Genomic DNA, 15,124 nt, shown 5'->3' on the forward strand with positions numbered 1-15,124 from the left:
GACGATTTCCTGACGATCACGATCGGGCAACGCAGCACTTTCCGCGTTTGACTCCGGGCTGTAATGGCGGCAGGTTAAGGCGGCAGCCATTCCGGATTTCGTTCCGGTTCATCCGAGCCAGGCAGGGGAACTCATCGCGTGAGCACGCCACTCGAGGTCGAGCCGGGGTCGTCGGCCGCGCAGCCGGAGGCCGTACTCGAAGGTGTCGGCAAGATCGAGGGCCGGTCGCTGTGGCAGATCTCGTGGATGCGACTGAAGCGCGACAAGGTCGCGCTGGCCGGTGGCGCCTTCGTGCTGTTGCTCGTCCTGGTCGGCATCTTCGCCCCGCTGATCTGCAAGCTGGTCGGCGTCACGCCGAACGACTTCCACCAGGACCTCGTGGACCCGTCGCTCCAGACGCCGATCGGCAAGCTCGGCGGCGTCAGCTGGGACCACCCGTTCGGCATCGAGCCGGTGAACGGCCGCGACATTTTCGCGCGGATCGTGTACGGCGCCCGTATCTCGTTGCTGATCGCGTTCCTGGCGACCCTGGTGTCGGTCGTGATCGGCGTCGTGATGGGCGTCGTCGCGGGGTACTTCGGCGGCTGGGTGGACACGGTGATCAGCCGGCTGATGGACATCTTCCTGGCCTTCCCGCTGGTGCTGTTCGCGCTGGCGCTGGTCGGCGCCATCCCGGACCAGATGTTCGGGCTGAAGGGTGACACCCTGCGGGTCGCGCTGATCGTGTTCATCATCGGCTTCTTCAGCTGGCCGTACATCGGCCGGATCATCCGCGGCCAGACCCTGTCGCTGCGGGAGCGGGAGTTCGTCGACGCCGCCCGCAGCCTCGGTGCGCGGCGTCCGTACATTCTGTTCACCGAGCTGCTGCCGAACCTGATCGCGCCGATCCTGGTCTACGCGACGCTGCTGATCCCGACCAACGTGCTGTTCGAGGCCGCGCTGTCCTACCTGGGCGTCGGCGTCCGCCCGCCGACGGCGAGCTGGGGCGACATGCTCTCCGGTGCGGCGAACTGGTACCAGGTCGATCCGATGTACATGATCCCGCCCGGTTTGGCGATCTTCGTCACCGTACTGGCGTTCAACCTGTTCGGCGACGGATTGCGAGACGCGCTCGACCCGCGGTCCCGGTAGGCGTTTCGCATCAACCAGGGAGCCTGGCTCTCGACAAATTAAGGGGTGCAACAAGAGATGAGATGGAATCGCATCACGACGGTCACCGCCGTCAGTGCGGCCGTCGCCTTGAGCCTGGTGGCCTGTGGGGGACCCAAGGCCTCCTCCGGAGGGTCGGGCGGCGGCAACAGCGCGGCGGCGCCCGAGTTCGACGCGGCCAACGGCAAGATCTTCAATCCGAGCGACAAAAAGGGCGGCACGCTCCGGATGGCGATCACCGAGCGGTGGGACTCCACCGACCCCGGTGACACCTACTACGGCCTGTCCTGGAACCTTGTCCGCAACTACGTCCGGCCGCTGATGGTCTTCAAGTCGGCCCCGGGCAAGGAGGGCGGCAAGGTCGTTCCGGACCTCGCCGAAGGACCGGGCGTGCCGAGCGACGACGCGAAGACCTGGACCTACAAGCTCCGCAAGGGCGTCAAGTACGAGGACGGCACCGAGGTCAAGGCGCAGGACGTCAAGTACGCGGTCGCGCGCTCGCTGGACAAGACGACGCTGCCGAACGGCCCGACGTACTTCAACGACTTCCTGCTGGACATCCCCAAGGACTACAGCGTCTACAAGGACAAGACGATGTCCCAGATCTCGAAGGCTATCGAGACTCCGGACGACTACACCATCGTCTTCCACCTGAACAAGACGTTCGCCGGCTTCGACTACTTCGCGCAGCTGCCGTCGACGGCGCCGGTGCCGCAGGCCAAGGACACCGGTTCGAAGTACCAACTGCACCCGATCTCGACCGGCCCCTACAAGTTCGAGAGCAACGACGCGAACAAGGGCTTCACGCTGGTCCGCAACGACCAGTACGACGCGTCGACCGACCCGAACTCGGGCCGTAAGGCGCTGCCGGACAAGATCAACGTCGCCTACAACGTCAACGGCGCCGACATCGACAACCGGCTGATCGCCAACGACCTCGACGTCGACATCGCCGGTACCGGCGTCCAGGCCGAGACCCAGGCCAAGGTGCTGGCCGACCCGAAGCTGAAGGCGCACACCGACAGCGTGCTGTCCACCCGCCTGAACTTCACGGTCTTCAACAGCGAGGTCAAGCCGTTCGACAACGTCAACTGCCGCAAGGCGGTCCTGTACGCGGCTGACCACGAGGGCTACCAGCGCGCGTACGGCGGTCCGTTCGGTGGCGACATCGCGACGAACCTGATGCCGCCGTCGGTCGCCGGCGCGGAGAAGTTCGACGACTACGGCTTCGAGCAGGACAAGAACGGCAACCCCACCAAGGCAAAGGAAGCGCTGACGGCGTGCGGCATGCCGAACGGCTTCAGCACCAACATCGCCTACCGTGCGGACCGGCCGAAGGAGAAGGCGGTCGCCGAGTCGCTGCAGCAGTCGCTGGCCAAGGTCGGCATCAAGCTGACCCCGAAGGGCTTCCCGACCGGTGACTACACCAAGCTGTACGCCGGCAAGCCGGACTACGCGAAGGCCAACGGCCTGGGCATGATCGTCTACAGCTGGGGTGCGGACTGGCCGGACGGCTTCGGCTTCCTCAGCCAGATCGTGGACAGCCGGGTGATCCGGGCCGCCGGTGGTAACACCAACCTGGGTATCCGGATCCCGGAGGTCGACCAGCTGATCGACAAGGCGCTGTCCACCACCGACGACGCCGCGCGCAACAAGATCTGGGTGGATGTCGACAAGAAGGTCATGGAACAGGCCGGCGTGCTGCCGGGTATCTGGGCCAAGGGCCTGCTGTACCGCCCGGACACGCTCGCGAACGTGTTCAGCAACGACGGTCAGAACATGTACGACTACGCCAGCATCGGACTCGCCCAGAAGTAAGCCGGCAGTTCGTTGCCCTGACCAACAATCACCAGTAGAGGTAGGTGAAGGCTGAGGGTGGTCGGTGATCGTCGATGATCACCGGCCACCACGCCGCGTACGGTGTTCGCATATCTAGTCCGCCGGGTGATCGGAGCAGTGATCCTGCTCTTCATCGTCACGGCCGTCACGTTCGCGATCTTCTTCCTGGTCCCGAGGCTCGGCGGCGCCGACGCCGACGATCTGGCGTCCCGCTACGTCGGGAAGAGCGCCGGGCAGGAGCAGATCCACAACACGGCGGTCCGGCTCGGCTTCACCGACCCTCTCTACGAGCAGTACGGCCGGTTCGTCAAAGGCCTGGTCGTCGGCTCGGAGTACAACTACGGCGCCGGGGTCGAGCGCTGCCCGGCGCCCTGCTTCGGGTATTCGTTCCTGACCCAGCAACCGGTCTGGCCGGATCTGGTTGCGCGAATACCGGTGACGGCTTCGCTCGCGTTCGGCGCGGCCTTCATCTGGCTCGTCACCGGCGTCGGCACCGGCATCATCTCCGCCCTCAAACGGGGGTCGGTGCTGGACCGATCATTGATGTCGGTGGCGCTGGCCGGTGTGTCGCTGCCGATCTTCTTCACCGGTCTCCTGTCGCTGTCGATCTTCAGCTACGGCCTGGGCTGGACCCAGCAGGGCGGTGTCAATCCACTCGACGAGACAAACCCGTTGTGGTGGGCGTACGACCTGATCCTCCCGTGGGTGACACTGGCGTTCCTGTACGCCGCGGCGTACGCGCGACTCACCCGGGCCGGCATGCTCGAGACGATGAACGAGGACTTCGTCCGGACCGCCCGGGCCAAGGGTCTGACCGAACGCGACGTGGTGATGAAGCACGGCCTGCGGTCCGCGCTGACGCCGATCCTGACGATCTTCGGTCTGGACCTCGGACTGTTGATGGGTGGTGCGATCCTCACCGAGACCACCTTCTCGCTACCCGGTATCGGTCAGTACGCCGTCATCGCACTGCGCGCCAACGACCTGCCGAAGGTGCTCGGCGTGACGCTGGTCGCCGCGTTCTTCATCGTGCTGGCGAACCTGGTCGTTGACCTCCTGTACGCCGTCGTCGACCCGAGGGTGCGGATCTCGTGACCGAGCCGATCGAAGAAGTTCAAGAGACCAGCCAGCGGGTGGAGCGCGGCGAGGCGTTCCTGGACGTCCGGGACCTGAAGGTGCACTTCCCGACCGACGACGGTGTGGTGAAGTCCGTGGACGGGATCTCGTTCAAGCTGGAGCGCGGCAAGACGCTCGGCATCGTCGGCGAGTCCGGCTCCGGCAAGAGCGTCACCAGCCTGTCGATCATGGGCCTGCACAAGCCCGGCGTGGCCAAGATCAGCGGGGAGATCTTCCTCGACGGCCAGGACCTGGTGTCGTCGAGTCGCGAAGAGGTCCGGTTGCTGCGCGGCAAGCGGATGGCGATGATCTTCCAAGACCCGCTGTCGGCGATGCACCCGTTCTACACGGTCGGCCACCAGATCGTGGAGGCCTACCAGGTACACAACAAGGTCAGCAAGCAGGTCGCGCGCAAGCACGCGATCGAGATGCTCGACCGAGTCGGTATCCCGCAGCCCGACCGGCGCGTGGACGCGTACCCGCACCAGTTCTCCGGGGGCATGCGGCAGCGCGCGATGATCGCGATGGCGCTGTCCTGCGACCCGGACCTGCTGATCGCCGACGAGCCGACGACGGCGCTCGACGTCACCGTGCAGGCGCAGATCCTGGACCTGATCCGGGACCTGCAGCGCGAGTTCAACTCCGCCGTCATCATCATCACCCACGACCTCGGCGTGGTCGCCGAGCTCGCCGACGACATCCAGGTGATGTACGCCGGCCGCGCGATCGAGTACGGCACCGCGGAGGACATCTTCGACCGGCCGCAGCATCCGTACACCTGGGGGCTGCTCGGCTCGATGCCGCGCATCGACCGGGAGCGCACCGAGCGGCTGATCCCGATCAAGGGCACGCCGCCGAGCCTGATCAACGTGCCGAAGGGCTGCCCGTTCAACCCGCGGTGCAACTACGCGCACCTGAACGGTGGCCTCAGCGAGACCGAGCGCCCGGAGCTGCTCGACATCGGCGACGGCCACATGGTCGCCTGCCACCTCTCCCCGCAGAACCGCCAGAAGGCGTGGGAGACCGACATCAAGCCGAAGCTGTGAACGGGACGACTGTGACTACTTCTGACACCGAATCGACTCCTGCCGTCCCCAAGATGGGCGAGGAGCTGCTGTCGGTCGACGGCCTCGTCAAGCACTTCCCGATCCGCAAGGGGATCCTGCAGCGCCAGGTCGGCGCCGTGCAGGCGGTCGACGGCCTGAGCTTCACCGTGACCCGCGGCGAGACGCTGTCGCTGGTGGGGGAGTCCGGCTGCGGCAAGACCACGACCGGTCGGCTGCTCACCCGGCTGGAGACGCCGACCTCGGGCAAGATCGTGTTCGAGGGGCGGGACATCAGCAACCTCGGCGAGGGGCGGATGCGTCCGCTGCGTCGCGACGTCCAGATGATCTTCCAGGACCCGTACGGTTCGCTGAACCCGCGGCACACGGTCGGCAAGATCGTCGGCGCGCCGTTCCGGCTGCAGCACGTGAAGACCGAGCACGGCGTGAAGAAGGCCGTGCAGGAGCTGCTCGAGCTGGTCGGTCTGAGCCCGGAGCACTACAACCGGTACCCGCACGAGTTCTCCGGCGGCCAGCGGCAGCGCATCGGGATCGCGCGCACGCTGGCGCTGCGGCCGAAGCTGATCGTCGCCGACGAGCCGGTGTCCGCGCTCGACGTGTCGATCCAGGCGCAGGTGGTGAACCTGCTGGAGGACCTGCAGGACGAGTTCGACCTGACGTACGTGATGATCGCGCACGACCTGTCCGTCGTCCGGCACGTGTCGGACCGGGTCGCGGTCATGTACCTCGGCAAGATCGTCGAGCTGGCCGACCGGGTCAGCCTGTACGAGAAGCCGATGCACCCGTACACGGTCGCGCTGCTGTCCGCCGTGCCGGTGCCGGACACCAAGCGGAAGGGCAAGCAGGAGCGGATCCGGCTGCAGGGCGACGTGCCGAGCCCGATCAACCCGCCGCCGGCGTGCCGCTTCCACACCCGCTGCTGGAAGGCCCAGGAGATCTGCAAGACCATCGAGCCGCCGCTGATCCAGCTCGGCCCGGGCCACCAGACCGCCTGCCACTTCCCGGAGAACGCCACCCCGGAGCAGGAGAAGACAGCCCAGGACGCCGCGAAGAGCTGACCATCGAAGCACCCGGCGACGTGGCGGTCAGCTGGGCTGCTGGGCACTCTTCAGCAGTTGCTCGGCGCGCTCCGCCTGGCCGGGATGGTGCTCACGGTAGAAGTCGAGCGCGAACTGCAGGTTCGGGAGCGCGTCGTCGTACTCGCGGATGTCAGTGAGCAGTTCGCCAAGGGTCAGTCGGCCTTGGGCCTCGCGACGGCTGTCCCCGACCGTCTTCGCGATCTCCAGCGCGGACTCGACCTGCTCGATGGCGCGATCGTAGTCGTGCAGTTCCTTGTAGGTCAGGGCGAGAACCTGGTAGGCGTCGCTGACGCCCTTGTGCTGCCCGAGTGCTTCCAGCTCGGCCAGCGACAGCTGGATGTCCTCTACCGCTAGCTCCGGCCGGCCCGACCGCGTTCGAGCCCAGGCGCTCTCGATCCTGGCGTTGGCGACCCCGTCCGCGTCGCCGGTGGCCAGGTATCGCTGCATCGCGGCGGTCGCGTCCGCCTCTGCGGCCCAAGGGTCGCCGAGCTCGAGCTGGATCTCGAAGCGGGTCAGGTACGCGGCCGCGACTCCGCGGACGTCGCCGAGTTGCTGGTTGACCGCGAGCGCGGACTCGACGAGCGGCAACGCCTCCCGGTGCCGGTGCATCCTGATCAGCAGGCGGGCCTTGTTGTTCGCCGCGAGTGCCATGCCCCGCAGGCTGCCCGCAGCCTCGAAGCTTCGGTGAGCGACGCCGAACCGTTCCGCGGATTCGTCGTAACGGGCAAGCTCGGCCAGTGCGATGGCGGCATCGGCCTGCAGTTGCCCGCGCGTCCAGTCCGTGATGTCGCCGCCGACCACCCGTTCGATCGACGGCAACCAGTCCACCAGGTTGCCGCGTTTGACGAAGTAGTCGAAGAGCCCGATCACCAGCCCACCGACGTGCTCGTCGCGGCCGCTGAGCGCGGCGAACTGCTCGATCAGGGCGAGGTAGTTGTGCAGTTCGCTGTCGATCCAACCCAGCGCGACGTCGGTGGCCGTGAAGTCGAGGCCTGCCGGAACTGGTGGCCGGTGGGGCCACGCCAGGCGCGCTGCGGTCGGGCCGTTCAGGAAGACCGTACGCCACGCGACGCCCGAGTAGACGGCCAGCAGGCGGTCGAGGGCCGCGTCCCGAACGACAGGCGGGAGCCCCTCGGCCAACTCGCGGACGTACGCACGGACGAGATCATGGACGTGGTAGCGGCCAGGGACCTGCGGTATGACGAGGTGCAGATCGGCCAGTCGCTCGAGGAGCCGCCCCGCCTCGGCCGGCGTCCCGCAGATCAGCGGCGCGGACGTTTCCGCGGTGAAGTCCTCGGCGTCGCTCAGGCCGAGGAGGACGAAGGCGTCGGCCGCCGCCGGATCGACGTCGCGAAGCTGGTCCACGGACGACGACAGACTTGCCCGAACGCCCCGGTCGCCGGCATGCAAGAGGTCGAGCCGCCGCGACTCGTCGGTGAGCCGATGGACGAGTTCGGCCTCCGAGATGTCGGGGTGGGCCGAGGTCCAGGCAGCCGCGATGGACAGTGCGAGCGGGAGGTGGCCGCACAGCTCGGCGATTTGGGCAGTTGCGCCGGCCAGCCGGTCCGGTCCGGCGATGCGCGCCAACAGGTCGGCAGAGTCGCTCGCGGGCAGTGGGTCGACCTGTAGGTGCAGATCCGCCGGCAGCAGCGTGAGGGTGTTGCGGCTGGTGATCAGTACGGCTGCGGCGGCGGACGCCGGAATCAGGTTCGTCACCTGCTCGACGTCGCGGGCGTTGTCGAGGATCACCAGTACGCGACGGCCGCTCAGCCGCGAGCGAAGTGTCGCGACGGCCTCGGTCAATTCGCCGGGTACCGCGTCGGGTGGTGTGCCCGTGGCCCGAAGGAGCTGGCCGACGGCCTGCAACTGGCTCAGCGGGGTGCCGAACCCGCGCAGATTGACGAACAGGGTGCCGTCCGGGAACCGGTCGGCACATGCCTGCGCTGCTTCGATCGCGAGCGCCGTCTTACCGACACCCGCCATCCCGCGCACGGTGACAGTTGTCGGCGATCCGGCGCGTTCCGGCGATTTCGTCAGGACGTCGATCAAGTGGTCGAGTTCGCGCCGTCGGCCGGCGAAGATCTGCCGGCCCGCGGGTACCTGCCGAGCCACGGTCCAGGACGGGCCCTGTGCCGGTGCCGGTGTGATCGGGCCGCTGACCGCGCCACGTGCGGCCAGTCGGCGGAAGTGTTCCCGCTCCTCCTCGGAGAGGTTGAGCGCACGATGGAGCTTGTCGAGGGTAGTGAGCTGCGGAAAGCGCCGTACACCCCGTTCCAGCAGGCCGATGGCCTGAGCGCTGAGGCCGGCACGCTCCGCGAGTCCTTCCTGCGTCAGCCCTCGGCCGACTCGAGCCGCGCGCAACGCCGCGGCGAATGACTGCTCCACGGCGGTCAGCGTAGATGACTCGCTTGATGCGGTCAGTTCGCGAGGTCGATGATCGGTCGTCCGGTCGGCAGCGCGAACTCGGCTGTGCGCGGTGGGGTCGTTCGGAAGCCCTGCTCGGCGAAGCGGGGGGCCACGACCTGCGTCGCGCCGGTTCGTGCGTTGACGACGAGCAGGTCCACTGTGCCCATCCGCTCGCTGTGTTCGGCTGCGACGGTGCAGGTTTCGTTGTCGATCCATTGGCCGAAGTAGTAGCTGAAGTAGTTCGTGCTCGGCAGCTTGACCGGCTTGCCGGACGTGGTGTCGACCAGGTTGAGGCCGGCCCACAAGGGCTGGATGCCTGGTCGTGCGTCATCCGGCTGGGTGGCCAGGTACGCCGCTGTGGGCGACAGGTACGCCTGCTGCCCGGTGAATCGGGCCGGTGCCTCGGCTGACACTGTCTCGGCGATCGCGAGGTTCACGGCGGGTGGCCGCTGGTCGATCGGTTGCTGGAACACGATCTGCCCAGCGACCACGTCGCGGACGACGTTCGTCGGCACGGTCGCGAGCAGCTCGCCTCGGTTCGCGCGGACGTCCCAGCGGTACGGGCCGTCGACCGTGTCGAAGTACGCCGTGGTGCCGTCGATCGCGATGACGCGCGAGCGGTGGACAAGGCTGGCCAACGCGGGGATCTTGTTGCCGATCGGCGTGCGGACGAGTTCGCGGCCCGCGGCGACGTCGTACACGACCGTCTCGTTGTGGTCGTTGAAGCCCTCGACCCAGCCGACCAGGCCGCCCTGGAAGTCCGCGGTGAGCTCCCAGCTGCTCTTGCCCAGACTCCGCACGCCGGCCCTGTCAGCCACATGGATCGCGTTGGACGCGTTCAGGAAGACGAAACCGGCGTCGGTCTGCACGAACGCGGTGACCTTGTGCGGTGCCACCAAGATGGTCTCGTCGCCGTAGTGGATGCTGTCGCCCAGAGCGTACGTCGCCCGCCGCTGGGTGAACGGCGCGGGCTTGGCCGGTTGGGGTCGGGGGTCGCGAGGACGGACGACGGTCGCGGTGCCGATCGTGACGGCGGCCGCGGCGACCGCGCCGCCAAGGACGCCGAGTGCGCGCCGGCGGGTGATCCGATGGTTGCCGGCCGCCACGATGCCGTCCAGATCGAGCGGCGGCGGCTGACTGGCGTCGGCCCGTTCGTGGAGGGTGTCCCTGAGGAGGTCGTTCATTCCGTCATCCCTGCCTTCAGCACGACGTCGGAGCCCAGGCGGGTCCGGAGTTTCTTGAGCGCGTCGGAGACCTGGCTCTTCACGGTCCCGACACTGCAGCCGAGGATCTCGGCGGTCTGTGGTTCGGTGAGGTCCTCGTAGTACCGCAGGACCAGGGCGGCTCGTTGCCGTGGCGGGAGTTTCAGCAGCTCCTGCCACAACCAGATCCGGGCGGTCACGTCGTCGCCGGCCGCGGGGCGATCGGGTACGTCGTCGTTCGGCCGTTCCGCGCGCCAGGACTTCCGGCGCCACCAGCCGATCGCGGTGGTGGTGATCGCGCGGCGGGTGTAGGCCTCGGCGTTGTTCGGGTCGCGCAGGCGGCGCCAGCCGACGTACGTCTTGACCAGCGCTTCCTGGACGAGATCCTCGGCCAGACCGCGGTCGCCGGTCAGCAGGTACGCATACCGGAACAGCGCGCCATGCCTACTGGTCGCGAACTCGGCGAACGCGTCGGCCATCTGGATTCCCCCTCGGTCTCTCTAACCTCCCTGACGTGGGGACGCGGGCAAAGGGTTGGGCGTTGCGGCCAGCAGAACCCGCGCGATCAGCGCATGACCGGCCGCGTTCGGATGATCGCCGTCGGAGGCGAGCAGCGCGGTCACGTCGGGGTTGTCCTCGAAGGGCGTGTAGATGTCGGCGTACGTCGCGTCGCCGGCGCGGGCCGCGGCGGCGATCGCGGAGTTCGTCCGAACGGTGAGCTGGTCGCTGGCGACCCGGCCGCCCGGGGTGTACTGCCGTTCGGCCACCTCGCCGTCCTTGAAGACGTTCCAGTAGCCGGTCATCACAACGGTCGTCGGCCGGCCGCCCCGCAGCGCGTGCACCCGGCTCAGGATCCGGCCGAGGTCGGCGGTCAGCTGCTCGAACTCGTCCGCGACGCAGTCGCCCGCGCACTCTCCGCTGGTGACGTCGTCGTGGTGGTCGCCGAAGTCGTTCGCGCCGATCGTGAGGAGAACGACGTTCGCCGCGGCGACGGCCTGCGCGACGCCGCGCTGACCCAGTTGCTGCAGCAGCCCGGTGGAGTCGAGGCCGCCGACGCCGAGGTTGTCGACGGTCACCGCCGCGCCGGAGCGGTCCTCGAGCAGGTCGCCGTACAGCTGGGGGAACGGCGTGCAGTCGCAGTTGGAGCCGGACGTGACCGAGTCACCGAGGGCAACCACCCGGACGTCGCCGTCGGTTCGCATCTCGCCGACCGTGTCCGCGCCGGAGATCACGCTGAGGAGCGCGACCACCAGCAGGCCGGCGGCGAGCCGTCGCAGATTCTCGATCACGCCGGCCTCGGGTGGCTCCCTGAGTGCTGGGGGAGGGCGAGCTGGTTGACCAGCCACGGGTAGGCCGACGCGAAGGCGGGCGCGGCGAACTGCCACACGTGCGTGCCGGGGGAGATCTCGACCCGCGACCAGATGCCGGCCTTGCCCGCGGCCGTGGACAGTTCCTCGGCCTCGTGCTGGTGGCGCAGCTCCTGGGTGCTGGTCAGGAACAGGCCGTCGACGTTCGTGTACTTGCCGTGGGCGCGCATCACGAGCAGCGGTTCGTTGGCCTTCTCGAGGGCCACGTTGCCGCCGTACAGGTCGTGCAGGCTGGCGGCCGGCGTGCTCGTGTACGGCGCGAGGTCGCCGGAGATGTCGACGAAGTGGTCGAAGACGTCCGGGTGCTCGACGACCAGGTCGATGGCGCAGGTGCCGCCCATCGAGAACCCGGCGACCGCCCACTGCCGCGGATCCCGGGACGCGCCGAACGTCTTCTCGACGTACCGCGGGATGTCCTGGTCGAGGTGGTCGGCGGAGTTCCCGCGCGGGCCGTCCACGCATTCGGTGTCGTTGTCGAACCGCTCGGTCGCGTCGGCGAACACCAGGATCGGCGCGTACCCGTGGTGGCGGTGCGCGTACGCGTCGGACACCTGGACGGCGTCGCCGAGCCGGACCCAGTCACCCGGGCCGCCCCGCTCGCCCCCGATCAGCTCGACGACCGGCAGCGCGGGCCGGTGCGCGCCGTGGAACCAGATCGGCGGCAGGTAGACGAGCTCCTGGCGGTGCTTGAAATGGCTGTACGTCGCCGGAATGTCCACCGCGACCAGCCGCCCCGCCGGCGGCAGCTTCGTCGTACCTGCGTCCCGCGCGATGCCGGACATCGACACCTGACCCGGCAGCGGCGTGTTCGTCCAGTCGTTCACGGCGGAGTCGATCGTCGGGTAGTAGCCCACGAACTGGTTGATCCCGTTCGCACACACCACCCCCGCCAGGACCGCCGCCACCACCGCGGCCCCCCGCCGCCACCACCGCGCCGACCGCCACCCGGCCCCCAGCACAATCAAGGCCCCGACCGCGACCCCGAACCACAACCACACGACGAACGGCAACGGATCCGTGAGCCCCACCAGCTTCGCCCCCGGATAGGCCGCCACCAACGTCACCAGCACCGCCCCCACCGCCACCAACGGCACCACCCGCCGCCACTGCGAATCCCGCCACCCCACCGCAGCCAGCACGGCACCGCCGGCCACGACCTCCAGCACCACGGGAAACCATCCCCCGAGCAGCGACACACTCATCCGACCCTCCAACCGAGCAGACCCATCCCCCAGACGCCCGACCCAGGCGAATGGTTGGCACGCCCACCGCCCGCTCCCTCAGCGATTGCGTCGTACGGTCGTCTTATGCCGGGGCACTGCTCGGTGGCACCTGTCGGTGTCATTGAGTAGTCACAAGATCACCGAGTGTCGCAGCGGGACGGCTCGGGATCGGCGTTCGACAATGTCGAACGGCGGGCGTTGTACGGAGGGGGGTTGGCTCTTACATTCCAGCCAGCCGTGGTCGTCACGGCTCGAAGGGAGGCCAAGCATGGCTACGACCGAAGCGGTCAAACAAAGAACCCTTCTGGGGGAGTGCTCGGCGGAATTCGCCGGAACGTTCATCCTGATCCTGTTCGGCGTCGGGGTGGTCGCCCAGGTGGTGGCGGGCGGCATCGGGGATCACGACTCGATCGCGTGGGCCTGGGGTATCGGCGTGACGATGGGTGTGTACGTGTCCGCCCGGATCAGCGGAGCCCACATCAATCCCGCGGTGACGATCGCGCTGGCGGCCTTCCGCGGATTCGCGTGGCGGAAGGTGCTGCCCTACATCGGGGCACAGTTCCTGGGCGCGTTCGCGGCGGCGCTGGTGGTCCGCTGGAACTACTCCAAGGTGCTGCACCACTTCGACCCCGGACTGACGATCAAGAGCCAGGGCGTGTTCTCCACCCTGCCGGGCAACGGCAGCACGGAGCTCGGAGCCGGCATGTGGAGCGGCTTCCTGGACCAGATCATCGGCACGGCGATTCTGATGATGGTCATCCTGGCCATCGTCGACCTGCGCAACACCGCGCCCGCGGCGAACCTGGGACCGTTCATCATCGGCCTGCTCGTCGTCGGCATCGGGATGGCGTGGGGGACCCTGGCCGGCTACGCGATCAACCCGGCGCGTGACTTCGGTCCGCGGCTGGCCTCCTACCTGACCGGGTACGGAGGAGCGTTCAAGGACCAGTTCGGGGATCCCTATTTCTGGGTCCCGATCGTGGGACCGATCATCGGTGCGCTCATCGGCGGCCTGCTCTACGACCTGCTGGTCGGCCGGCACCTGCCGGTCTCCGACGTGGACGAGGAACCCGGCCGGGTTCCCGAACCGGAGGAGTCGGTATGACGTACCGCATCACTGCGCACTGTGAGGAGAGGACTTTCCATGGCTGACTTCGTCGGCGCCGTCGACCAGGGCACCACGAGCACCCGGTTCATGATCTTCGACCATTCGGGCAACGAGGTGGGCATCCACCAGTTGGAGCACGAGCAGATCCTGCCGCAGGCGGGCTGGGTCGAGCACAACCCGGTGGAGATCTGGGAGCGCACCAGCTCGGTGATCCGGACCGCGATGAACGCACAAGGCCTGCAGTCGAGCGACCTGGCCGCGCTCGGCATCACCAACCAGCGCGAGACCGCGGTGGTCTGGAACCGCCGGACCGGACGGCCGTACTACAACGCGATCGTCTGGCAGGACACCCGGACCGACCGGATCGCGTCCGCCCTCGAGCGCGAGGGCAAGGGCGACGTGATCCGCCAGAAGGCCGGTCTGCCGCCGGCGACGTACTTCTCGGCCGGCAAGGTGCAGTGGATCCTGGAGAACGTCGACGGGGTCCGGGAAGCGGCCGAGGCCGGGGACGCGGTGTTCGGCAACACCGACACCTGGCTGCTGTGGAACCTGACCGGCGGGACGGACGGCGGCGTGCACGTCACCGACGTCACGAACGCCAGCCGCACGATGCTGATGAATCTCGAGACCCTCGACTGGGACGACGAGCTGATCAGCTTCTTCAACATCCCGCGGCAGATGCTGCCGGAGATCCGTCCGTCGTCGGACCCGAACAAGTACGGCGAGACGCTCGCCAACGGTCCGCTCGGCGGCGTCGTACCGCTCACCGGCGACCTCGGTGACCAGCAGGCCGCGACCGTCGGCCAGGTCTGCTTCAACCCGGGCGAGGCGAAGAACACCTACGGCACCGGCAACTTCATGCTGCTGAACACCGGCACCGAGCTGGTTCGCTCGAAGGCGGGCCTGCTCAGCACGATGTGCTACAAGTTCGGCGACGAGGCCCCGGTGTACGCGCTCGAGGGCTCGATCGCGGTCACCGGCTCGGCGGTGCAGTGGCTGCGCGACCAGCTCGGCATCATCTCCGGCGCGAGCGAGACCGAGACGCTGGCCCGTCAGGTCGAGGACAACGGCGGGGTGTACTTCGTCCCGGCGTTCTCCGGCCTGTTCGCGCCGTACTGGCGCTCGGACGCCCGCGGCGCGATCGTCGGCCTGTCGCGCTTCAACACCAACGCACATCTGGCGCGCGCAACACTGGAAGCGATCTGCTACCAGAGCAAGGACGTCGCGGACGCGATGGAGAAGGACTCCGGCGTGAAGCTCGACGTGCTGAAGGTGGACGGCGGCGTCACGGCGAACGAGCTCTGCATGCAGATGCAGGCCGACATCCTCGGCGTACCGGTGAGCAAGCCGGTCGTCGCGGAGACCACCGCGCTCGGCGCGGCGTACGCGGCCGGGCTCGCCGTGGGCTTCTGGAAGTCCAAGGACGAGCTGGTGCAGAACTGGAACGAGGCCAAGCGGTGGGAGCCGCAGTGGAACGACGAGCAGCGCACTCAGGGGTACGCCGGCTGGCAGAAGGCCGTCCAGCGCACCCTCGACTGGGTCGACGTCGACTGATTGAGCACGACCAACGA

The 15,124-nt window shown here is 68.0% G+C and carries 12 protein-coding genes; 7 read left to right on the forward strand and 5 right to left on the reverse strand.

The features are described 5' to 3' along the window. Positions 1-138: 138 nt before the first annotated feature. From ABZX12_RS12250 to ABZX12_RS12270, 5 genes are all read left to right on the forward strand, one after another. A complete protein-coding gene (locus tag ABZX12_RS12250; protein WP_355692419.1) occupies positions 139-1,131 on the forward strand; it encodes an ABC transporter permease in 993 nt (330 codons plus the stop codon). Positions 1,132-1,188: 57 nt separating this feature from the next. Then, positions 1,189-2,967: an ABC transporter substrate-binding protein gene (locus ABZX12_RS12255; protein ID WP_355692421.1), complete on the forward strand. Its 1,779-nt coding sequence runs from the start codon at positions 1,189-1,191 to the stop codon at positions 2,965-2,967. Between the two features lie 102 nt (positions 2,968-3,069). Next, entirely contained in the window at positions 3,070-4,083 is a 1,014-nt protein-coding gene (locus ABZX12_RS12260) for an ABC transporter permease (protein WP_355692423.1), read from the forward strand. Further along, positions 4,080-5,150, forward strand: coding sequence for an ABC transporter ATP-binding protein (locus tag ABZX12_RS12265; RefSeq protein WP_355692425.1), 1,071 nt, complete (start codon positions 4,080-4,082; stop codon positions 5,148-5,150). The genes ABZX12_RS12260 and ABZX12_RS12265 overlap by 4 nt, the downstream gene beginning before the upstream one ends. A gap of 53 nt (positions 5,151-5,203) precedes the next feature. Then, positions 5,204-6,226 carry a dipeptide ABC transporter ATP-binding protein gene (locus ABZX12_RS12270; RefSeq protein WP_355692852.1) on the forward strand — a complete coding sequence of 341 codons (1,023 nt, stop codon included), beginning with the start codon at positions 5,204-5,206 and terminating at the stop codon, positions 6,224-6,226. 27 nt (positions 6,227-6,253) lie between these two features. Here the strand turns inward: ABZX12_RS12270 and ABZX12_RS12275 are convergent, their stop codons facing one another. From ABZX12_RS12275 to ABZX12_RS12295, 5 genes are read right to left on the reverse strand one after another with little or no spacing between them, the layout of a single operon-like run. Further along, positions 6,254-8,632, reverse strand: a complete 2,379-nt coding sequence (locus tag ABZX12_RS12275) for a tetratricopeptide repeat protein (RefSeq protein ID WP_355692426.1) — start codon at positions 8,630-8,632, stop codon at positions 6,254-6,256. A gap of 32 nt (positions 8,633-8,664) precedes the next feature. Continuing rightward, on the reverse strand, positions 8,665-9,837 hold the full coding sequence (locus tag ABZX12_RS12280) for a hypothetical protein (protein ID WP_355692427.1): 1,173 nt from the start codon (positions 9,835-9,837) through the stop codon (positions 8,665-8,667). Next, the gene (locus ABZX12_RS12285; protein ID WP_355692429.1) at positions 9,834-10,334 is read right to left on the reverse strand and encodes a SigE family RNA polymerase sigma factor; all 501 of its coding nucleotides are present in this window, start codon (positions 10,332-10,334) and stop codon (positions 9,834-9,836) included. The genes ABZX12_RS12280 and ABZX12_RS12285 overlap by 4 nt, the downstream gene beginning before the upstream one ends. Before the next feature lie 21 nt (positions 10,335-10,355). After that, positions 10,356-11,144 (reverse strand): SGNH/GDSL hydrolase family protein, encoded by a 789-nt coding sequence (locus tag ABZX12_RS12290; protein WP_355692431.1) that lies wholly within the window; start codon positions 11,142-11,144, stop codon positions 10,356-10,358. Beyond that, complete coding sequence (locus tag ABZX12_RS12295; protein ID WP_355692433.1) at positions 11,141-12,424, reverse strand: alpha/beta hydrolase-fold protein; 1,284 nt, start codon at positions 12,422-12,424, stop codon at positions 11,141-11,143. The genes ABZX12_RS12290 and ABZX12_RS12295 overlap by 4 nt, the downstream gene beginning before the upstream one ends. A 289-nt stretch (positions 12,425-12,713) precedes the next feature. Between ABZX12_RS12295 and ABZX12_RS12300 the strand changes: the two genes are divergently transcribed. Together ABZX12_RS12300 and glpK are read left to right on the forward strand one after the other, a co-directional pair. After that, a complete protein-coding gene (locus tag ABZX12_RS12300) occupies positions 12,714-13,550 on the forward strand; it encodes an MIP/aquaporin family protein (protein WP_355692434.1) in 837 nt (278 codons plus the stop codon). A gap of 39 nt (positions 13,551-13,589) precedes the next feature. After that, the gene (glpK, locus tag ABZX12_RS12305) at positions 13,590-15,107 is read left to right on the forward strand and encodes a glycerol kinase GlpK (RefSeq protein WP_355692436.1); all 1,518 of its coding nucleotides are present in this window, start codon (positions 13,590-13,592) and stop codon (positions 15,105-15,107) included. The last annotated feature ends 17 nt before the right edge of the window (positions 15,108-15,124 follow it).

This window comes from Kribbella sp. NPDC003505 (assembly GCF_040610875.1).
Taxonomy (GTDB): Bacteria; Actinomycetota; Actinomycetes; order Propionibacteriales; family Kribbellaceae; genus Kribbella.

What these genes read in the sequence shown, in the direction of transcription:
- ABZX12_RS12255 (WP_355692421.1), top strand. Translation starts at nt 1,189, where the DNA reads ATGAGATGGAATCGCATCACGACGGTCACCGCCGTCAGTGCGGCCGTC.
- ABZX12_RS12270 (WP_355692852.1), top strand. Translation starts at nt 5,204, where the DNA reads ATGGGCGAGGAGCTGCTGTCGGTCGACGGCCTCGTCAAGCACTTCCCG.
- ABZX12_RS12280 (WP_355692427.1), bottom strand. Translation starts at nt 9,837, where the DNA reads ATGAACGACCTCCTCAGGGACACCCTCCACGAACGGGCCGACGCCAGT.
- ABZX12_RS12285 (WP_355692429.1), bottom strand. Translation starts at nt 10,334, where the DNA reads ATGGCCGACGCGTTCGCCGAGTTCGCGACCAGTAGGCATGGCGCGCTG.
- ABZX12_RS12295 (WP_355692433.1), bottom strand. Translation starts at nt 12,424, where the DNA reads ATGAGTGTGTCGCTGCTCGGGGGATGGTTTCCCGTGGTGCTGGAGGTC.
- ABZX12_RS12300 (WP_355692434.1), top strand. Translation starts at nt 12,714, where the DNA reads ATGGCTACGACCGAAGCGGTCAAACAAAGAACCCTTCTGGGGGAGTGC.
- glpK (WP_355692436.1), top strand. Translation starts at nt 13,590, where the DNA reads ATGGCTGACTTCGTCGGCGCCGTCGACCAGGGCACCACGAGCACCCGG.